The organism is Undibacterium sp. GW821-FHT11H02, assembly GCF_058808015.1.
In genome coordinates this window covers 40,796-61,028 of the sequence record NZ_JBXARG010000003.1, presented here as the reverse complement: position 1 = coordinate 61,028, position 20,233 = coordinate 40,796, and the positions used below count along the sequence as shown (strand labels likewise).

Genomic DNA, 20,233 nt, shown 5'->3' with positions numbered 1-20,233 from the left:
TATGTAGGTGGCTAATCTTCACTAGGTCATTGACTAAGTCCACCTCAGCAATTAAACATTCTTTTTACGTTTTTTGTTGTCATTGCTAGAAGCCAGGCGTTTCGCGTTCTTCTTATTTAGCTGGGTTGAATTGTGCGTGATCAAACCGCGTTTTTGAGCATTTTTGGTGGCAGTTGCTAATTGCCTGGTTTTACCTTTAATTGGGATTTGCAAAGCGAGTTTAGTACCTGGTGAAACTTGATCTTTGCGTAGATTATTCCATTCTTTGATATCGGCAACGCTAAGCTTGTAGCGCTTTGCAATTGTTGCCAGATTCTCTTTTTTGCCCAGCTTAACGTAAATTTTACGTGTGCCAGCGCTACCTTTTTCTATGGTGAGTTGAGCTTGTTCTGCTACTTGGGTCGGGATGTTTTCTTCGCTAGAACGTGCTGATTTCGGGACTAGAATTGTCGAGCCTGCTTTGACATACATCTTGGCTGGAATCGCATTCACATCTCTGACTACGTCTGGCTTGAATCCAAAACGGGTGGCTAAGGATTCGACGCGTTCAGTCTTGTTGACATTGAGTGTGGTCCAAGAAGATAGCGGACCTTTCCAAGTCAATAGATTGTTTTGAAACATGGCCGCATTCTCGATTGGCAACAGTATCGTTGTGCGATTGCCGCCGGTAATGACAGGCCGGTTAAATTGCGGATTGAGGGCCTTGAATTCACTAATTGGAAGTTCTGCTAATTGCGCAGCTAGATTAACGTCGATATCGCGATTTTTCTTGATGCTGGTGAAATAGGGAACGTTGTCCAGGCGAGGGAGATCAATATTAAACTGTTCTGGGTGTCCGATGATGTTCTTTACAGCCTGTAACTTGGGGACATAATTTTTGGTTTCGCTAGGCATATGCACCGATAAACTATCAAAATCGATCGGTAGTCCTAAAGCTTGCTGTTTCTTGATGGCACGCTGTACTGAGCCTTCACCCCAGTTATAAGCGGCAAGTGCCAACTGCCAGTCGCCGAACATATTGTAAAGTCGCTGCAGATAATCGAGGGCGGCCTCAGTTGAGTCCAAAACACCGCGTCGGTCATCTTTGAATATCGTTTGTCTTAAATTAAAATCACGACCCGTTGCCGGCATGAATTGCCACATGCCAGAGGCTTTTGCTGAAGAGATTGCTTGTGGGTTAAACGCGGATTCAATAAATGGCAGTAAGGCCAAATCGGTAGGCATGCCACGTTTATCTAAGGCTTCGACGACGTGATACAGATAACGAGATCCGCGCTGTATGATGCGCTGCAAGTAGTCGATTCTCGCGCTATACCAAATGGTTTGCACATTGACCAAGCGATTTTCCAGATTAGGAATTGCATAGCCGTTTCGAATCCTGCTCCACAAATCGGATTCCGTGATCGTTAATGATTCTTCGGTGCTGGCAGGGTCTGTTAAGTCTGACTCGGTTGTAGGGCGTTGCTGAGCTAATGCCGTCTCACTTAAATTTTTTGTTAGTTTAAGTGTCTCGCTGCTTTGTCCGTAGGCGTTGTTATTCGTAATGCCTAGGATGGCTAATGAAAGGGTAGTGAGACAGTAACTAAATCGTTTCATGATGAGAAAAGAATCGATACAATCGACTGTTAGTTGGGCAACAGCGCAGTGTACGCAAACGAGTATTTGCAGGTCAAGGGAAAACTGAGGTGATCATGGGTAAAATAGAAAAGTAAACGACATTAGCTGCTTGTTTTGCTGTGGTGAAACATAAGTTGTATGGAACTTTGTTTATCTTGAACCTGTCTGTTTAACTGGTCTGTTGATTCCAAGCTTCATCCGAAGTTAGACAAAAGAACAGAACGACTGGTGTGTAGCGCTGTGAAAATTAGAATCTATATAAATCGACTAGGGAGTGAGACATGAAGAAGAACAGTGAGACGGCAAGATTAGCGCGAAGAAAATGGAAAAAAACCGTACAAGCAGTTGGAAAAATAAGCCTGTTGAGCCTGACGGCAATGAGTCTTAGTGCGGGCGCACAGACACTGTTTGTTAAAGCAAATGGCTATACCTTGAACAATAAGAATCAGTTGCAACGCTTTGATGCGATGTTGATTGACGCAGAGGGCAAGGTTGTCTCAACCGGCACACAGAAACAGTTAGAGAAAAAATTTGCACACGTAAAACACGTCGATTTAGCAGGTAAGACGGTATTGCCGGGCTTGATTGACGCCCATGGGCATATTTTTAGCTTAGGACAAGCCGAGAGCCAATTGGGCTTGCGTAATACGACCAATCTGGCTGAGGCGCAAACTGCGATTGCTCAGTATGCAGCAAAATTCCCGCAGCAGCAGTGGATCTTGGGCGGCGAATGGAATCAGGCGATTTGGAAGCTCGGACGTTTCCCAACCGCGCAAGAGATAGACGCGGTGCTTGCCGATAGACCAGTGTGGTTGCGTCGAGTTGACGGTCATGCTGGCTGGGCAAATAGTAAGGCGATGCAATTGGCGGGCATCAAAAAGGAAACACCTGATCCTGTTGGCGGTAAGGTTGAACGCGATGCCAATGGTCAGGCGACAGGCATTTTCGTAGACAGTGCCATGCATTTGATTGAGCGTGTCATTCCTGCCAAGAATGAAGCAGAGCGTCGCTTAGCTTTGGATGCCGCCTTAAAGCAAATGCGTAGTGTAGGTTTGACCAGCGTACACGATGCCGGAGTCGATGCGCAGGCGGATGCCTTGTTTCGTGAATACGCTAGCAAACATAGTTTGACGACACGCGTTTATGGCATGATCAGCGGTGTTGACCAGTTCTTTGATAGCGTGTCTAAGCAAGGGCCTTTGTTGGGAATGGCGGATGATCGCTATGCTTTGCGCGCGGTTAAACTGTATTCTGATGGTGCATTAGGAAGTCGTGGTGCTGCTTTGTTAGCGCCTTATAGTGATGCTCCGCATACCAAAGGACTATTATTTTCAGCGGATAAAGATATGCAGGCGATGGTGCAAAAAGCCGCTTCACGTGGTTATCAGGTGAATGTACATGCGATTGGTGATGCTGGTAATCGTCAGGTAATTGACAGCCTTGCGACGATACCAAAAGCACAGGATGCCAGTGTCTTGCGCCACAGAATAGAGCATGCTCAGGTCTTGGAACTGAGCGATATTCCGCGCGTTGCTAAGTTAAAGATTATTCCGTCTATGCAGCCTACACACGCGACCTCTGATATGAATATGGCAGAAGATCGAGTCGGCAAACAACGAATTAAAGGTGCCTATGCCTGGCGTACTTTCTTAAAACAAGGTTCCACTATTCCATGTGGATCTGATTTTCCCATTGAAAGTCCAAATCCGTTTTGGGGTATTTACGCAGCGGTTAGTCGTCAAGATTTTGAGCAAAAACCAGTGAAAGCTTGGTATCCAGAACAAGCAATGACGGTGAAAGAAGCCTTCCGTTGCTTTACTATGGACGCTGCCTATGCTGGACATCAGGAAAAAATACTAGGTAGTTTAGAGCAGGGTAAGTGGGCCGATTTTATTGTGATCGATCAGGATATTTTTAAAGTGCCTGTTAAAGATTTGTATAAGACTCAGGTTTTGCAAACCTGGTTGGCGGGGCAAGAGGTTTATCGTAAATAGCCGATTTGTTTGAAATTTTTGAATAAATAACGCACTCAATTTCGAGTGCGTTTTTTATTGTCAATTCATTTTTCTTTTTGGCTCTTAGACTGAAATTGGCTCCGAAATATGAAATTGCAAGGATGCTAGCTTGGCATACACGCCGGCTTGTTTCATCAAGCTAGCATGGGTGCCGATCTCAACCACTTGACCGTGCTCGAGCACGATGATTCTATCGGCTCTTTGCACAGTGGCTAGTCTATGAGCAATGATGATGGTAGTACGTCCTTGCATTGCGCTTTCTAAAGCTTGCTGTACCAGTCGTTCGGATTCTGCATCCAAAGCACTGGTCGCTTCGTCTAGTAGCATCAGGCGTGGATTTTTCAGGAGGGCGCGAGCAATTGCTATCCTTTGTTTTTGACCACCTGATAAGCGCACACCGCGCTCACCCAGGAAAGATTGATAGCCTTCGGGCAGACGTTCTATAAATTCATGCGCTGCGGCCATTTTTGCCGCCAATATGACGTCCTCATCACAAGCATCGACTCTGCCATAACGAATGTTTTCCATCGCATTGGCTGAAAAGATCACCGTGTCTTGTGGCACGATGCCTATCGTATCTCGTAAGGTGTGAAGGTCGAGATCGCGAATGTCGACGCCATCAATCTTGATGCTGCCTAGTTGTGGATCATAGAAACGTAACAGCAATTGGAATAAAGTCGTTTTTCCGGCTCCCGAAGAACCGACCAAGGCCACGGTTTCGCCTGCCTTGACCTCTAAGTTCAGTTGACTTAATGCCGCGGTTTGGGGGCGCGAAGGATAATGAAATAAAATATTTTCTAGTGTTATCCTGGCACCGTGGGTATCTTCAAGCGGAAGTGGCAACGGCTTTGCTGGCGTAGTGATCGGCGATTGAACCGATATCAGTTCTAACAAACGTTCCGTCGCACCAGCGGCGCGTTGCGCTTCACCTAACACTTCGGATAAGGCACCGATGGCACCTGCAACAATGGATGCATATAAAATAAATTGCCCAAGCTTGCCGCCGGTCATTTCACCTTGCATTACCGCGTGCGCGCCTAGCCATAAGACAAATACGATGGCTCCAAAGATCAAAAGTATGGCGATCATCGTGAGCAGTGATCTTGCTCGTATACGTCGCATCGCGGTGTTAAATGCATGCTCTACCGTAGTAGCGAAACGTTGCGCCTCGATGTGCTCGTGGGTATAGGCTTGAACCGTCGGCATGGCATTCAAAATCTCACCGGCCACAGCTGAAGCGTCGGCGATGCGATCTTGCGAATCGCGTGACAGCTTACGTACGCGTCGGCCGAATAAGATGATGGGTAGGATGACTAGTACCAGCATCACGATAATGATAGAAGACAGCAATGGGCTGGTGATAAACAGCATGACCAAGCCACCAATGAATAACAAAAGATTGCGTAAGGCTAGGCTGATACTGGTACCGACCACCGCTTGAATCAAAGTGGTATCGGTCGTCAAACGGGATAAAACTTCGCCCGTCTGCGTGGTTTCGAAAAATTCAGGGCTTTGTGTGACCACGTGTGCATAAACCGCATTGCGTATGTCGGCTGTGACACGTTCCCCTATCCAGGACACCATATAAAATCTGGCGGCGGTTGCAATACCTAAGATGACCGCGACACCGAATAAGGCTAAGAAAGTCAGGTTCACATGTTCGATACCATGGGTGCCACCATCACCAATTTTACTAAAGCCCATATCGATCATTTGCCGAAACGCATAGGGAATCGTTAAAGTCGCACAGGCAGCAATGACTAAGGCAATTCCTGCCAATATAAACTGGCGGCGATAAGGACGTAGAAAAGGCAGCAACCCGATTAATGTCGCGATGCTGCTGCGATCTGCACTGTTCTTGATATTGTCCGATTTTGTTGTGTTGGAGCTCATAAAGACCTGTTCTGATGAAGGTCAACTATTGTCGCAGCTTTTTGATGGGATCGTATTGGCATCTTATTTGCATCCTGATTTCGGTACTTAGCGAAAGAGAAATGAAACAAGGCCTCAGCATTGGCTTGTGCATAAGCGGTTAAAAAAAACGGCATACATTTTTTCTGTATGCCGTTCTTAAGTCTTATTTGTAAGAATGCTTATCTAGCTTTACCTAAATGCTGCAAAAAGAAAGTTTCGTATTTTTTGTGCCAGGCTTTCGGCTTGACCGCGCCCCCCATACCGTGTTCACCATCGGGATCTAGGAATAAATCGACCAGACTTTCTTTACCGTTTTCCAATAAGGCGCGATACACATTGACCGTGTCTTGGTATAAGACATTAGGATCTTGCATACCGTGTACCAACATTAAAGGTTTTTTCAGACCCACTGTGAGTGGTAACAGCGAATAACGACGCAGATTAGGTTTGCTTCGATCGACCTTGCCTATCGTGCGCCCGCTGTACCAGCTATTATAGTTTTCCCATTCTGTTGGTCCCGCGCCCGCGATCCCTGCCGCAAAGACATCGGGGCTGGTGTACATCGTGTATTGCGTTTGGAAGCCGCCAAAACTCCAGCCGGTCAAACCTATACGCTTACCGTCCACGCCAAGCTTTTTCTGCATGTATTTTGCGAGATCTTCCAAGTCTTCGGTTTGGGGTTTACCTACTTGTTCCCAATTTGCATCACTAAATTTGCGACCATAGTTTGAGTGACCGCGCGGATCGACTGCAACCGTGACATAACCATGTTTCGCAGCCATATACATGCCAAATAAATAGGCCGTTGCTTGAAAACTGTCAGTTTCAATAATGTGGCGATCACCCAAAGGTCCACCATAGGTGTACACAATCGAAGGGCGACTATCGCCACTGCTCCAGTTTTGCGGTTTGAAAGCATAGGCTTCAATTTTGTCGCCATGGCGATTAGTAAAACTAAAGCGTTCTGGTTGAATTAAGTTGACTGCATGCCATTTGGGATCGTGGCTGTCAGTTAAGGTCTTACTGATTACTTTAGCGTTGGCTTGCAAATCAAGTAGCTTCAGCTCTGGTCGGCTAGACCATTGACCTGCCACGCTGGCTAACTTTTGCCCACTCTCGCTAATTGCACTGGTGCGATGGAAATCACCGCTTTGTCCTAAGGCCTGCATTTCACCCGTTGCGAGAGTAACTTTGAATAGATTCATCGCAGCAAAGTCATCGCGATTTGCCATGATAAACATGGTGCTGCTGTCCGGGCTGAAGCCAAGTATCTGGTGTGCCTCAAAATCACCCTTGAGCAGGGCAGTGGCGCTACCGGTATTGGTGTCTATGCGGTAAGGTTGACGATAGCCTAGCTCATCCAATACAGCGATCAATTGCTTACCATCGGGTGTGAATCGTGGCGACACCACATCGACCACTTCGTGCCCGACTTGCTTGCGGCGCTCGAAAACGAGCTTTGGCTTTGCATTGTCGGCGCTATTGCCGACATAAATGCGTAGTAATTCTTTTTCGCGCTCCCAAGTTGAAAACGTGTATTGACTGCCATCTTTGCTGAAGGCCACACGACTCATTTCGAACCAGACATCGCCGCCGTCATTGGTGAATACAGGCTGCGGCTGGCGCATGGATTCTTCACTGACTTTGCGAATATACAAAGCCGACGCAGGCACGGTACGTTTATCGTCTGATACTTCACGACTGACCTTCTTTGCGGTGGCGAAGCGTTCGCCATAATTCATAATTTCAACCTGACGCCCTTGTGGTGCTTTGCTTGGATCGGCAGGTGCGGCGTTGGCGGTGATAGCCATCCATTGTTTGTCTTCGCTTAAAATCGTGCTGGCAAGTGAGTATTTTTTCTCGGCATCGTCGGCATGTATCAGTTCGGGATTAAGTTGGCGTAAGGCGCCATTGCTAAAACTAGCGGCATAAATACGTTTATCGTCCATATACAGATAACCACTGTCGTCCGCGCTGTAAGACAGGATGCGCTCGACTTTATCAGTTTTGGTTAGCCGTTCAATCTTTCCTGATTGTGCCTGTAAGCGGAATAGATCGCCGCGATATTGAAAGATCAGTTCTTGCGCTTGCTTAGCCCACACGAGGTTTTCTATGCCAGGGTAAAGATCATTATTTTTGAGTTTTTCTTTGGCGAGTTTTTTCTTTAACTCGTCGCGCAATTCCCATAACTCTTTTTCGACTTCCTTTTTGTCGCTGTCGTTTTTACTTGCGTTTGTGCTAGCACCTTCGACGGATTTTTCCCTGGCGGTTTCCGCATCTTTTTCAGCTTTCAATGCAGCGGTCTTGCTCTTCTTTTCGGCTAATTCGCGTTTCAATTCTTCTATGGCTGCGCGTTCCCATTGCAAGAGATCGACTTTTTCGCCGCGTAAGTAGGCTGCTTGTGCTTCCGCTTTGGCTTGGCGTTCGCTCAGTTCTTTTTCTTTTTGTTGGAGTTTTTTCTCAAAACGGTCCCAGTCTTCTGGCGCATCATAGGTTTTCATGACGGCAGGTGAAGTGATGCGACTGGTCTTGCCCGTTTCTGTGTCATGGATGTACAAGTCATTGCCTTCTTCACCGAAGGGATTCCAAGCATAGGCGAGGTAGCGACCGTCATTGCTAAAGCGTAATTGTGTCGCGGCTTTGCCTGCATACGGTTGGGCGCGATAGAGTTGTTCCAAGCTTAAGTCTGCGGGCTTCAATTTGACCACTGGTGCTGATTTGCCATTTACTTGGGCTTGTGCCAATGGACTGCTCAGTGCGAATACACTGCTGTAAATTAAAGCAATGCTGATGCTGAGTGCTTTTTTTCTCATTATGTCTCCCTTGAGTATGCGAGGTGCTCATAGCACCACGGCTAAAATTAGTAAAAATAGACTGGAAATTGGTTAAAAAGTTCCTCGGTGAAGTTCAAATGCGCTGCAGTGGTGATCAAGACAAAATTTCACCAAGATAAATTGCTAGAAGCTAGTTAATTTGTAAAGTAGAATTTTGGTTTTCTCCGAATCCACGAATTTTGAATCTCGTCGGTATTTGAACGAGAATTTTCTCCATTTATTTACAAAGAAAGATTTTATGCCTGGTGCAAGCCTTTTAACCTTACTCGACGATATTGCGACCGTACTAGATGATGTTGCTCTGATGACTAAAGTCGCAGCGAAAAAAACCGCGGGCGTTTTGGGCGATGACCTTGCATTAAATGCAGAACAAGTTAGTGGCGTTCGGGCAGAACGTGAATTACCTGTGGTGTGGGCCGTGGCCAAGGGCTCTTTGAAAAACAAAATGATTTTGGTGCCCTTAGCCTTGTTGTTAAGCGCGATCGCACCTTGGGCTATCATGCCTTTGCTGATGGTTGGTGGTGCTTATTTATGTTTCGAGGGATTTGAGAAACTCGCGCATAAATTTTTGCACAGTGAGGCAGAAGATGAAGCCCATCATACTGAATTGGTACACGCTTTGACACACGAAGAAGTGGATATGGTGCAGTTTGAAAAAGACAAAATTAAAGGCGCGATTACCACGGACTTTGTTTTGAGTGGTGAGATTATTATCATCACCTTGGGCACGGTAGCCCAGCTTGCTTTTTCAACCCAGGTGGCCGTGTTAGTCGGCGTGAGCTTGTTAATGACCGTGGGCGTGTATGGTTTTGTGGCATTAATTGTGAAGCTTGATGACATGGGGTTTTATTTGCAGCGCAATCAAGAGCAATCATGGCTACGCGCCGTGCAGCGTCGTATTGGTGATGGCTTTGTCGCTTTCGCACCGCGTTTGATGAAGGCGTTGACCGTAATTGGTACAGCAGCGATGTTTCTGGTCGGTGGTGGCATTCTTAGTCATGGTGTTCATGCTATTAGCGAATTTTCTCATAGCTTGGCGCAGGCGGCTGCAAACGTGTCTATAGTCGGACCTGTTTTGGAAAGCATTGTCCCTAGCATTGCCGATGGTTTAGTCGGGGTGGTGGCAGGTGCCTTGGTGTTGCTGGTGCTCACGATAGTGCAGCGCTTGTTTCCGCGTCGTGCCAGCTAAACTTAAGCAATAAATTTCTACAGCTCTTTTTATGCCTATAACTCGTGTCTGATGACACGAGTTTCGTCTTTGGTCATCTCTCACTGTGTAATTCTTTTTTGTTTCCCTATAGTTCAAACCAACATCAATTCGTTTGAATGTGATTGAACGACGAAAGTGAATTCTGATGAGAGCCCTTAACATTGCTTGGAGTAATTTATGATCAGTATAGAAGTGAGTCGGGTTGAAAAAACTTATAGCACGGTGAAGGCTGTGCAGGGTTTGAGTTTTACCGTCGCCCCAGGACAGATATTTGCGTTGCTAGGACCGAATGGCGCCGGTAAGTCCTCGTTAATTCGCATGTTGGTCGGTTTGACGCATGCCGATGTAGGCGAGATACGGGTGTTTGAAGATGGCAATAGATTGCCGAAAATTCCTGAAACCAGTTTTGCCTATTTACCGGAAGATCGTGGTTTGTACCCGGACAAAAGTGTCACTGACAATCTAAGCTATATCGGCAAATTGCGTGGTTTGACAAAAACAAAAATTGCCGAGCAATTGGCGTATTGGTTACCTCGTTTGGATTTGCATGAAAAAGCAAAAGACAATTTGAGTAAGCTGTCTAAAGGTAATCAACAAAAAGTGCAATTGATCAGTTGCCTGATACATCAACCTAAGCTCTTGATTTTGGATGAGCCGTTTTCCGGTCTTGATCCTATCAATCAGGAACATGTGCTGACGATTTTGAATGAGATGAAGCAACTTGGTACCACCATCGTATTGAGCGCGCATCAGATGGCATTGGTGGAGCGGCTGGCCGACTCCATGTTACTACTCAATAAAGGTCAACAAGTCGCATCGGGTAGCCTGGCGCAAGTGATAGAGCAACTGAGCCCAGAAAAATTTTATCAACTGCGTTTTGCCAATCCGGTTTCATTGGATGCATTACGACTTTGTTCCTCGATTGAAACCGCAGAACAACAAGAAGACCAAGCTTACTTGTTGCAATTGCGTGAAGACGCCAGTGTTAATCAATTGCTGCAACAAGTCATGCAGTTAGCTGAAGTTAAAGATTTCAGCCGCATACAACCCAGCTTGCATGATTTGTATTTGACGGCAGTTCAAAAACACAATGCAAACAACATATCATTGGGAGAAATAGCATGAATGTCTGGAATATTGCGCTGTTTGAATTTAAACGCTATTTCAAATGGAAGCAGGAAATTATCTCCGTTGTTTTGATGTTCGCGGGTATAGGTTTTTCTATGTTGTGGCCTCACTTGAAGTCGGCATTGGATAAAGACTATCAAGTTGCCGTGGTAGGTGATTTTGCTTTACCCAAATTGGATGGTTTTCAGTTCAGTGCGGTGAGTCCATCGACTAAAGCTGAGGTGCTTAAAAATGTTGGAGAGACCTGGCATGCAGTGATTGAAATTGCGGGAGAGCGTGAGCAAGAACGTTTGCAATTGACCGTCAAAGAAAAAGCCAGTTGGCAGGCAAAGTTAAAAACCAATCTGCAAAATTGGCAGCAAGAGCGTCAGATCGATTCTTTGCCTTTGACTGATCTGCAACGTAAGCAAATTACAGAGTTACCAGAAATTAAAACCGTCATGCTCAAGCCAGAAAAAGACGATAAAAACGAAAAAGGACGAGTGCTTGTGAGCGGTGCTTTATTATTTCTGCTGACGATAGGAATTTTCTCAGGCTTTGGTTATTTGTTTACTGGCATCACAAGCGAAAAACAAAATCGTGTGACCGAACAGTTGTTAACCCTAATCACGCCAGCACAATGGATAGAGGGAAAAATTTTGGGCATTTCTCTGTTCTGTTTTAAGACTATGTTCAGTTATGGCTTGCTGTTTTTCTTGTTCATTCAGGGTGTGGCGGTAATTTCGGATAAGCCGGATGTGTCGCTTCCTATAGGCGCTTTTGAACTGTTCACTGCCATTTTGTTTGTCGTCTTGGGAATGTTGTTGGTGAACAGTTTTATGGCCGCGTTTGCAGCGACGATAGATGATCCTAATCATTCAAGTCGTAGCATCATGATGTTTCTGCCAGCGATTCCGGTGGGGCTGGCCTACAGCGGCATTGACAATGCAGAGGGCATGATGATGCAAGTATTAAGTATCTTTCCACTGACTTCGTTTGCCGCGATGCCACTGCGCATGGCACATGCTGAAGTGCCGATGTGGCAGTGGTTCATGTCACTGACTTTGTTGTTGGCATGTTTGTGGTGGTTTAAATCTGCAGCGACTCGCGTCTTTACGATGGGGATACGTATGTATGGGAAAGAGCCGAGCTGGAAGCAATTGGCGGAGACATTCTTGTTTCCCGTTAAACACCACTAAGTCAGGTTAGAAGTCGGGTTTTTCGTCGTAAGCCTCATATGAAAAACGGCATCCTGGTTCATGATGCCGTTTTTTTCCCTGCTTAATCTTGGCGAGTAAATTTTTGATCTATGAGTTGCACGGCTTTTTGCACGATCTCTATCGCACCGTCGAAGAATTTGGAGTTCACTTTTTCCACGCTATCACCTGGCTTGTGATAATCCGCGTGATCTTCCACGCCGAAATATAAATGCGGAATGCCCGCTTTGTAAAAAGCATAGTGATCGGATTGTGAAGTCCAGTCGTTGCTACCTTGTTCTGGTCTGTCGTGATCAAACAAAAGCTTAATTCCTTGCGTGCCGTTGAGTTCCTGCAGTATTGGTTTTAAGCTTGGATTTTGATAAGTGCCGCTGACAAATAACTCGTTCTTATCGCCGCGGGCAATCATATCGAAATTGATATTCGCCGCGATGTCTTTGGGTGCGATCCACGCTTGTTTTACAAATGCGTGAGCTCCTAATAGACCTCGTTCTTCGCCATCAAAAAAAGCATATACCATGTGGTGTTTGCTTGTTTTCCCTTTTAAACTTTGTGCTACTGCCAACACACCTGCGACTCCTGAAGCATTATCATCGGCACCAAAATAAGTTTTGCCGTTATTGATGCCGAGGTGATCGTAGTGCGCTGAGATAACAAGAAATTTCTTAGTATTATTTTCCTTGGATTTTTCGCCTATTTTTTCATCCGCAAATTGGCAAGCTAAAATATTTTTGCCTTGTGTCGCTTGACTTAATTTATTGACCGGAAAATCCTGTACAAAGCTTGCACCACATGGCTTGAGGCCTAATTCAGCAATACGTTTGAGTAGATAGTCGCGCGCTAATGCGCTACCCGCGCTGCCAATTTCGCGTCCTTGCATTTTTTCGCTGGCGAGCGTTTGTAGATCTTGCATGGCTTGTGAAACCTGGACTTGCCCGAGGCAGGTCGTGCTGATGAACAAGCCGCAAAAACTAAGGGCTAAACGGATTTTTTGATGAGTAGACATAATGAGTTAACGAAAGAGAAAGATGATGCTTAGTGTGTTGCGATCGGAATTAGTTCAACGATTAGTTCAAGCTTAGTTCAATGGTCAGTGATTGCAATAAGTGTGGAATGCGACAAGGAAATCACTTTAAAGAAGAAAAAAGCCTGCGATGCTATCGCAGGCTTTCTTTGTCGCAAATGGGCTTGGCGTCTTACCAGCTAAGTAAGCTAGATTTAAGCCAAGTTCGCTGCAGCGAAGTCCCAGTTAACCAAGGCCCAGAATGCTTCCAAATATTTTGGACGTGCATTGCGGTAGTCGATGTAGTAAGCATGTTCCCACAAATCGCATGTGACCAATGGCGTATCAGTTGTGGTCAATGGTGTTGCAGCATTTGAGGTATTCACGATATCTAAAGTGCCGTCAGCTTTCTTTACTAACCAAGTCCAGCTAGAACCGAAATTGCCTACGCATGATTTTGTGAAGGCTTCTTTGAATGCATCGAAAGACCCCCATTTTGCATTGATCGCCTCAGCCAGCGCGCCAGTGGGTGCGCCGCCGCCATTTGGTTTTAAGCCATTCCAGTAGAAAGTGTGATTCCAGATTTGCGCTGCGTTGTTGAAGATGCCAGCGGAAGACTTTTTAACGATTTCTTCTAAAGTAGAGTTTTCGAACTCAGTGCCCTTGATCAGATTATTCAAGTTAGTGACATAAGTTTGATGATGCTTACCATAGTGGTATTCCAAAGTTTCTTGAGAAATATGGGGTGCCAATGCGTCTATGGCGTAAGGCAATGCTGGCAATGTATGTTCCATGGCAGATCCTATTGAGTTTAATTGAAAAGAGTACGTCAAAAATAGGGCTTTCGATCCCAACCGCTTGAGCCAATAAGTACAGGGCTGGGTGAATCAAAGCCGCCATTGTAAGCTTTTGTCTGAATGCTTGCAGAGCTAATGTGCGGGTTTGACTGCTTTCACTTGTGAAATCTCTAGCTCGGAGATATCAAGTGCGGTACGTAAATGCAATGTGTCTCCAGACATCAGCTGCTTGCCACTACGGATCAATGTGCCATCTGGTTGTTGCAAAATCGCATAGCCGCGTTCCAATGTGCGTTGCGGGTTTAGCATTTCTAGTTTGGCTTGCAGGTTATCCAAGCTGACTCTTTGCTGGCGCACATGATGGCGCATATTGCTGCTCATTTGCTGCTGCAGATTATTGAGCTTTTCGATGCCAGGCTGGGGTTTTGGTTTATTTTGTTGTAATTTCCCCTGATATTGCATCAAACGCGTTTGGGCTGACTGTACTGGCTTGTAGACAGCAAAACGCAGGCGCTGTGCGCAGTGCATGATGTACAGGCGTTTGCTGGACAAAGCGGCAGTAGGACTTTGCAAGCGGTGGCTAAGCCAGTCCAGATTTTGCGACTGGGTATCAAGTTGGCGGCGCATCTGCCTTTGCATCAGATTTTGCCAATGTGCGACGGCAGCAATCCAGTCACTGGTGGCAGTGGTCGCCATTTCTGCCGCAGCAGTAGGTGTGGGTGCACGCAAATCTGCGACAAAATCACTGATCGTAAAATCGGTTTCATGTCCGACGCCACTGATAATTGGTATCTCGCAGTGGGCTATGGTGCGTGCGACGACTTCTTCATTAAATGACCACAAGTCTTCTATGCTGCCACCGCCACGACAGACTATGAGTAGTTCGCACACCCCATCGGCTTCTGCTTGCGCAATGGCCGCCGCGATTTTATTGCCGGCGCCATCACCTTGCACCGGGCAAGGATAAATAATGACACCGACGTGGGGCGCTCTACGCTGCAAGCTGGTCAGCACGTCGCGTAGCGCGGCGGCTTTAGGACTGGTGACGATGCCTATTGTTTTGACAAAGTCAGGAATAGCGCGTTTGCGTTCTGGTGCAAATAATCCTTCTGCCGTCAGACGGGCTTTTAGTTGTAAAAAAGCCTCGTATAAATTGCCCACCCCGGCACGTCGTATTGCTTCTACATTAATTTGATAATCGCCCCGAGGTGCGTACAAACCAACTAGCGCACGCACTTCGACTTTGTCGCCCTCACGCGGAATAAAACCCGCATATTGTGCACGGCCGCGAAACATCACGGCTCTAACCTGAGCCGCACTATCTTTGAGTGTGAAGTACCAATGCCCAGAACTGGCGCGGGTAAAATTAGATATTTCACCGGATATCCACGTCAATGGGAAACTTCGTTCCAGTAATTGAGCAACGGCTTGGTTCAGCGCAGAAACTGTCAGGATAGTGTCTGTTTTTATTGGGATTTGTGTGAATAGATCTGATGCCATGAGTCGTCTGCAAGTAAAACTGTCCACAAGTAATGGAAAAGAGGCGCAAGCATGTCATGCGCGATGCTGAATGTCAAAAGTAATAGAGAATACTTTTGTAAGCATATGATTTTTAATGGTTTATTTGCTTTAAGTTGCGATCTTAAGTATCCAAGCTGGTGAAATTCCCTTAAAAATCCATGATTATTTCCCGCTAAATAAGAAAATATTTTGTGCTTATGCACAAAGTTATCCACAGGAAATTATAGCGAAAATACAAATAATGCCTAGCGGAAATTAAAGTACACGCTGCCACATTTTGTAGCAGGACTACAAAACCTAATAAAATCATTTACTTAGGATTGTGTCCTATGATTGTTCACAAAGATATCCACAATTTGTGTGCAAAACTAAGCAAAGTTTTCCACAAAATGCTTAGTTTGTAGCTTTAATCTAGCATTAATATTCATTAATTGCTTTCGATGAAGCTTTGCTCAATTTTCTTGCAGGTGATTTTTATTCTTTAAAATCAATAGTTTAAAACTATGCCCATAGTTTGTGCACATAGTTCTCCACAGTTTGTGTGTAAAACTTTTGAGCGGTGGATAAGTGACTTAGTTTTGATTTTAAGCGCTGTGCTCAAATTTGAGGCGGTATTGCTAATTTGTTTAAAATCAATGGCTTAGAATTTAGCCCCAAGGATATCCACAATCTTGCACACAGAATCTGTGCAGAACTGTGGATTGTGTGTATTTGTCTATTTTTTTGTCTGATACGGACATCGTTGTTGACCCAAGAAAAAATATTCATTGGCTGCTACTTGCCCACAGTCGGACAACACGATACATTGCGGGCTGAGCTTTTATTCATGGCTGTTGGTAGCTAGTCGCAGTTTCTACGACTTATTTAGATTTTTCTGGCAAGGAGTTTCATTTGTTTGCGATTATTCAGGCGGCTGGCTGGCCGATTTATTTCTTACTGGTGGCATCGATTGTCGCTTTGGCTTTGATTATTGAGCGAACTTTATCGTTGAGAAGGCAGCGTATTTTGCCTAAAACTCTGTTGGAAGAAGTAATTCGGGTGTATCAAAGTGGCAAAGTCAAGCAAGAAGTTATCGATCAACTTGCTACTAATTCACCTTTGGGTCGTGTCTTGGCTGCAGGTTTGCGCAATGTGAATGCACCGCGTGAAGTGATGAAAGAATCGATAGAAGAAGCGGGTAGTGCGGTGGCTCATGAACTTGAAAAATTCTTGACGACTTTGGGTACGATTGCCTCCTTGGCGCCGTTGATGGGTTTGTTTGGTACTGTGGTCGGGATGATAGAAATTTTTGGTTCGCAAAATGCGTCAGGTGCAAATCCTGCTCAATTAGCGCATGGTATTTCAGTCGCTCTGTATAACACGGGCTTTGGTCTTTTGATTGCAATGCCGGCCATGATTTTCTATCGTCATTTCCGTGCCTTGGCTGACAGCTTTGTGGTGGAGATGGAGCAGCAAGCTGTGAAGTTTGTCGATATCGTTCATAGCACGAGAAAGTAGCCGTATGAATTTTCGCAAAGGACGGGGCAAAGAAGATCCAGAAATCAACTTGATTCCCTTTATTGACGTCTTACTGGTAATTTTGATTTTCTTGATGGTGACGACGACTTATAGTCGGTTTACCGAATTGCAGATTACTCTGCCGACAGCGGATGCAGAAAAAGCACAAGAGAAGCCAAGTCAAATTGAAATCGGTATCGATGCTCAGGGGCGCTATAAAATCAATAGCGAGCCAGTGAGCTTCCTAGATGCGACTAACTTGGCGAACGATTTGAAGAAAGCGGCGGAGGCGATGAATGGTGGTAAGTCTGGTGCGTCTGATCCAGTTGTCATCATTAATGCTGATCGCGCAGCAACACATCAGTCTGTGATTGACGTGTTGGAAGCAGCCCGTATTGCTGGTTTGGCGAAGGTAACTTTCGCAGCTCAGGCTACATCTAACTCAAAATAATAAGTTAACTAATTCAAGTTGCAAAAGCAAAGGAGAAATCTCTGATGATTTCTCCTTTGCGTTTATGCAGGATGAATAACTCGACGCTAGGAGTATTTTTTGCGCGCTGCATTTGAATCATTTTTGATTAAATCCTGGTCACAGCGTGGCATATTGCCGATTTTACTCTGGCCACTTTCCAAATTGTTTGGGCTCATTCTGAATTTTCGATTTGGCTTGCTAGTACTTGGTTATCGTCCTCAGACTCAAATGCCCGTGCCTGTCATTGTGGTCGGTAATATTTATGTCGGCGGTACCGGTAAAACACCGATGGTCATCTGGCTGGTCGAGCAATTGCGTCTCGCTGGTTGGACGCCGGGTGTCATCTCACGTGGCTATGGCGCACAGGTAGAAAATATTATTGAGGTGACGACGGCTTCTTTGGCAACTGAAGTCGGTGATGAACCTTTATTAATCGTGCAGCGTACCGCATGCCCCATGATGGTGGGGCGGCACAGGGTAGAGAGTGCACAGCAATTATTAGCGCGTTACTCGCAAGTCGATGTGATTATTTCGGATGACGGTCTGCAGCATTACGCGTTAGCTCGTGACGTGGAAATTCTGATGTTTGATCAACGTGGAATCGGTAACGGTTGGCTATTGCCCGCAGGCCCTTTACGGGAGTCGGCTCAACGTCGGCGCGATTTTACAGTTCTAAATTCGGCAAATAAAGAAACTGTGCCTGGTATTGGTGATGAGGTGGTGTCCATGCATCTGCGCGCTGATGTATTGATGAATCTTTGGCGACCTGAATTAAAGCAGTCTTTAAGTGAAATGCGCGGAAAGAAAATATTGGCCGCCGCGGGAATCGGTAATCCGCAACGTTTTTTCGATACCTTAAACGCGCATGGCCTTGAATTTGTCGCCATGCCTTTGGCTGATCATTTTGCTTTTTCTGCGGATTTATTTCAGCATCTTGATGCCGAAATCATTCTTATCACAGAGAAGGATGCAGTAAAATGTCGCCAAATTGCGGGATTGAATAATGATCCGCGTATCTGGTTTCTACCTGTTTCTGCTGAACTCGACGCAGAATTTCAGACACAGTTGCTCAAGTTGCTTAAGATAACTTCGGAGAAAAAACATGGACGCACGTCTGCTTGACGTTTTGGTTTGCCCTTTGTGTAAAGGACCTTTGGTCTACGATAAAGCTGCGCAAGAATTGATTTGTAAAGCCGACCGTTTAGCGTTTCCAATTCGTGATGGGATTCCTATTATGTGGGAAGACCAGGCGCGCACCATCGATGCGGATTCGTAATAAGGTCTATTTATTCTATGAGTTTCGTTGCAATTATTCCCGCTAGGCTGGCATCGACCCGTTTGCCAAATAAACCTTTGGCCGATATAGGCGGCAAACCTATGGTGGTGCGTACCGCCGAGCGCGCTCTATTGTCGGGAGCGTCGCAGGTGGTGGTGGCGACTGATCATGCCGATATTTTTGCAGCATGCCAGGCACATGGAATTGCAGTGCAGATGACGCGTAGCGACCATCCCTCAGGCACTGATAGAATTGCTGAAGTCGCTGCCGCGATGGGATTAGCGAGTGATGCGGTGGTGGTTAATGTGCAAGGTGACGAACCTTTGATTGATCCAGTCTTGATAGCTGCGACTGCGGCTTTGGTGAATGCACAAACACCGATGGCAACTGCAGCGCATGCGATTCACGAGGTGCAGGATTTGTTCAATCCGAATGTCGTGAAAGTGGTGTTGGATAAATTTTCCCGCGCTTTATATTTTTCTCGTGCAACGATGCCATGGGCACGTGACACCTTCGCGCAGAATCAAAATGTAATGCCCGACGGTTATCAAGCGCTACGGCATATAGGTTTGTATGCATATCAAAATCAATTTTTGCAAGCCTATCCAGCGCTGCCAATTTCTCCGCTAGAACAAATCGAAGCATTAGAGCAGTTACGAGTTTTGTGGAACGGCATCTCCATTGCGGTGCATGTGACAGAGCAAAGCCCGGCTGCTGGTGTCGATACGCTAGAGGATTTGCAACGCGTCAGAACATTTTTTTGAACTTGAGACAAAAATCCATGTTGTTACTCTGTGAAAGCGTTTCAAGCGGAAAAATCTGTGGTAAATTTCGTAAAGAACAAAATAATTGACGGTGCGCTGTGCGCGTGAGTCAAGATAAAAAATCGGTAGCAAATACAGAATTTAATAAAAACTAAGCAAAAAATTTAAACGCCTTGTTCGTGCCAAAACGAACAGGGCTCACAGAATATTAAACTCGTCTAGGAAATAAAAATGCGTCTTATTTTGTTGGGAGCACCCGGAGCAGGCAAGGGCACGCAAGCCAATTACATTAAGGAAAAATTTGGTATTCCACAAATCTCTACTGGTGACATGCTGCGTGCAGCGGTAAAAGCAGGTACACCATTGGGCGTGGAAGCAAAAAAAGTAATGGATGCAGGCGGACTGGTATCAGATGACATCATCATCGGCTTGGTCAAAGAACGTTTAAAACAGGACGACTGCGCAAACGGTTATTTGTTTGATGGTTTTCCAAGAACGACGCCACAAGCAGATGCCATGAAAGATGCGGGTGTTACGATTGATTACGTCTTAGAAATCGACGTGCCAGACAGCGCGATTATTGAGCGCATGAGTGGTCGTCGTGTCCATCCTGGTTCAGGTCGTACTTATCACGTGAAATTTAATCCACCCAAAGTCGAAGGTAAAGACGATGAAACGGGGGAAGATTTAGTCCAACGTGATGATGATAAAGAAGAGACCGTGCAAAAGCGTTTGTCGGTCTATCATAATCAAACCGAAGTCTTGGTTGGCTATTATGGTGATTGGGCGAAATCGGGTAAACCAGGTGCGCCTAAATATCGCAAGATAGCAGGCGTCGGGGCGGTCGACGCCATACGTGACGCGGCATTCGCGGCACTTTCAGAATAAGAAAAGCGGACTTCGTGTCCGCTTTTTTTTGATTTGAATTTTTTCTTAATTCGTTTCTTTACCTTATTTTTACTTTTAGACGGAGGTTTCCCTTAACAATT

General features: G+C 45.7%; 16 protein-coding genes. 10 read left to right on the top strand and 6 right to left on the bottom strand.

The genetic code is table 11. The features are described from left to right. Positions 1-51: 51 nt before the first annotated feature. Entirely contained in the window at positions 52-1,596 is a 1,545-nt protein-coding gene (locus AC1RR2_RS04240) for a transglycosylase SLT domain-containing protein (RefSeq protein ID WP_493221055.1), read from the bottom strand. 302 nt (positions 1,597-1,898) lie between these two features. Between AC1RR2_RS04240 and AC1RR2_RS04235 the strand changes: the two genes are divergently transcribed. Continuing rightward, positions 1,899-3,611, top strand: a complete 1,713-nt coding sequence (locus AC1RR2_RS04235; protein ID WP_493221054.1) for an amidohydrolase — start codon at positions 1,899-1,901, stop codon at positions 3,609-3,611. 84 nt (positions 3,612-3,695) lie between these two features. On the opposite strand, the gene AC1RR2_RS04230 is transcribed toward AC1RR2_RS04235, so the two are convergent. Continuing rightward, positions 3,696-5,525: an ABC transporter transmembrane domain-containing protein gene (locus tag AC1RR2_RS04230; RefSeq protein ID WP_493221053.1), complete on the bottom strand. Its 1,830-nt coding sequence runs from the start codon at positions 5,523-5,525 to the stop codon at positions 3,696-3,698. Between the two features lie 200 nt (positions 5,526-5,725). Beyond that, complete coding sequence (locus AC1RR2_RS04225) at positions 5,726-8,359, bottom strand: prolyl oligopeptidase family serine peptidase (RefSeq protein WP_493221052.1); 2,634 nt, start codon at positions 8,357-8,359, stop codon at positions 5,726-5,728. 259 nt (positions 8,360-8,618) lie between these two features. Here AC1RR2_RS04225 and AC1RR2_RS04220 point away from each other — a divergent pair, with 259 nt between their 5' ends. The 3 genes from AC1RR2_RS04220 to AC1RR2_RS04210 all read left to right on the top strand — a co-directional run bounded on the left by AC1RR2_RS04220 (position 8,619) and on the right by AC1RR2_RS04210 (position 11,896). Beyond that, positions 8,619-9,569, top strand: a complete 951-nt coding sequence (locus tag AC1RR2_RS04220; protein ID WP_493221051.1) for a DUF808 domain-containing protein — start codon at positions 8,619-8,621, stop codon at positions 9,567-9,569. A gap of 198 nt (positions 9,570-9,767) precedes the next feature. Further along, entirely contained in the window at positions 9,768-10,715 is a 948-nt protein-coding gene (locus AC1RR2_RS04215; protein ID WP_493221050.1) for an ABC transporter ATP-binding protein, read from the top strand. Continuing rightward, the gene (locus AC1RR2_RS04210) at positions 10,712-11,896 is read left to right on the top strand and encodes an ABC transporter permease (protein ID WP_493221049.1); all 1,185 of its coding nucleotides are present in this window, start codon (positions 10,712-10,714) and stop codon (positions 11,894-11,896) included. Before AC1RR2_RS04215 ends, AC1RR2_RS04210 begins: the two co-directional genes overlap by 4 nt. A gap of 82 nt (positions 11,897-11,978) precedes the next feature. On the opposite strand, the gene AC1RR2_RS04205 is transcribed toward AC1RR2_RS04210, so the two are convergent. The 3 genes from AC1RR2_RS04205 to xseA form a co-directional block, all read right to left on the bottom strand. Then, the gene (locus AC1RR2_RS04205) at positions 11,979-12,920 is read right to left on the bottom strand and encodes a M28 family peptidase (protein ID WP_493221048.1); all 942 of its coding nucleotides are present in this window, start codon (positions 12,918-12,920) and stop codon (positions 11,979-11,981) included. 212 nt (positions 12,921-13,132) lie between these two features. After that, entirely contained in the window at positions 13,133-13,711 is a 579-nt protein-coding gene (gene sodB, locus AC1RR2_RS04200) for a superoxide dismutase [Fe] (protein ID WP_493221047.1), read from the bottom strand. Between the two features lie 135 nt (positions 13,712-13,846). Then, a complete protein-coding gene (gene xseA, locus AC1RR2_RS04195) occupies positions 13,847-15,214 on the bottom strand; it encodes an exodeoxyribonuclease VII large subunit (RefSeq protein WP_493221046.1) in 1,368 nt (455 codons plus the stop codon). 912 nt (positions 15,215-16,126) lie between these two features. On the opposite strand from xseA, the gene AC1RR2_RS04190 reads away from it, so the two are divergent. From AC1RR2_RS04190 to adk, 6 genes are all read left to right on the top strand, one after another. Then, positions 16,127-16,732 carry a MotA/TolQ/ExbB proton channel family protein gene (locus AC1RR2_RS04190; protein WP_493221045.1) on the top strand — a complete coding sequence of 202 codons (606 nt, stop codon included), beginning with the start codon at positions 16,127-16,129 and terminating at the stop codon, positions 16,730-16,732. 4 nt (positions 16,733-16,736) lie between these two features. Beyond that, positions 16,737-17,183 carry an ExbD/TolR family protein gene (locus AC1RR2_RS04185; RefSeq protein WP_493221044.1) on the top strand — a complete coding sequence of 149 codons (447 nt, stop codon included), beginning with the start codon at positions 16,737-16,739 and terminating at the stop codon, positions 17,181-17,183. Between the two features lie 99 nt (positions 17,184-17,282). Next, the gene (gene lpxK, locus AC1RR2_RS04180; RefSeq protein ID WP_493221043.1) at positions 17,283-18,326 is read left to right on the top strand and encodes a tetraacyldisaccharide 4'-kinase; all 1,044 of its coding nucleotides are present in this window, start codon (positions 17,283-17,285) and stop codon (positions 18,324-18,326) included. Next, positions 18,307-18,480 (top strand): Trm112 family protein, encoded by a 174-nt coding sequence (locus AC1RR2_RS04175; RefSeq protein WP_493221042.1) that lies wholly within the window; start codon positions 18,307-18,309, stop codon positions 18,478-18,480. The genes lpxK and AC1RR2_RS04175 overlap by 20 nt, the downstream gene beginning before the upstream one ends. A 17-nt stretch (positions 18,481-18,497) precedes the next feature. Then, positions 18,498-19,244 carry a 3-deoxy-manno-octulosonate cytidylyltransferase gene (gene kdsB, locus AC1RR2_RS04170; RefSeq protein ID WP_493221041.1) on the top strand — a complete coding sequence of 249 codons (747 nt, stop codon included), beginning with the start codon at positions 18,498-18,500 and terminating at the stop codon, positions 19,242-19,244. Between the two features lie 231 nt (positions 19,245-19,475). Further along, on the top strand, positions 19,476-20,132 hold the full coding sequence (gene adk / locus AC1RR2_RS04165; RefSeq protein ID WP_493221040.1) for an adenylate kinase: 657 nt from the start codon (positions 19,476-19,478) through the stop codon (positions 20,130-20,132). Positions 20,133-20,233 lie beyond the last annotated feature (101 nt).

Coding starts and splice junctions, on each gene's coding strand:
- AC1RR2_RS04220 (WP_493221051.1), top strand. CDS start 8,619: ATGCCTGGTGCAAGCCTTTTAACCTTACTCGACGATATTGCGACCGTA.
- AC1RR2_RS04185 (WP_493221044.1), top strand. CDS start 16,737: ATGAATTTTCGCAAAGGACGGGGCAAAGAAGATCCAGAAATCAACTTG.
- AC1RR2_RS04210 (WP_493221049.1), top strand. CDS start 10,712: ATGAATGTCTGGAATATTGCGCTGTTTGAATTTAAACGCTATTTCAAA.
- sodB (WP_493221047.1), bottom strand. CDS start 13,711: ATGGAACATACATTGCCAGCATTGCCTTACGCCATAGACGCATTGGCA.
- AC1RR2_RS04175 (WP_493221042.1), top strand. CDS start 18,307: ATGGACGCACGTCTGCTTGACGTTTTGGTTTGCCCTTTGTGTAAAGGA.
- AC1RR2_RS04240 (WP_493221055.1), bottom strand. CDS start 1,596: ATGAAACGATTTAGTTACTGTCTCACTACCCTTTCATTAGCCATCCTA.
- AC1RR2_RS04230 (WP_493221053.1), bottom strand. CDS start 5,525: ATGAGCTCCAACACAACAAAATCGGACAATATCAAGAACAGTGCAGAT.
- AC1RR2_RS04225 (WP_493221052.1), bottom strand. CDS start 8,359: ATGAGAAAAAAAGCACTCAGCATCAGCATTGCTTTAATTTACAGCAGT.
- AC1RR2_RS04215 (WP_493221050.1), top strand. CDS start 9,768: ATGATCAGTATAGAAGTGAGTCGGGTTGAAAAAACTTATAGCACGGTG.
- AC1RR2_RS04205 (WP_493221048.1), bottom strand. CDS start 12,920: ATGTCTACTCATCAAAAAATCCGTTTAGCCCTTAGTTTTTGCGGCTTG.
- kdsB (WP_493221041.1), top strand. CDS start 18,498: ATGAGTTTCGTTGCAATTATTCCCGCTAGGCTGGCATCGACCCGTTTG.
- xseA (WP_493221046.1), bottom strand. CDS start 15,214: ATGGCATCAGATCTATTCACACAAATCCCAATAAAAACAGACACTATC.
- AC1RR2_RS04235 (WP_493221054.1), top strand. CDS start 1,899: ATGAAGAAGAACAGTGAGACGGCAAGATTAGCGCGAAGAAAATGGAAA.
- adk (WP_493221040.1), top strand. CDS start 19,476: ATGCGTCTTATTTTGTTGGGAGCACCCGGAGCAGGCAAGGGCACGCAA.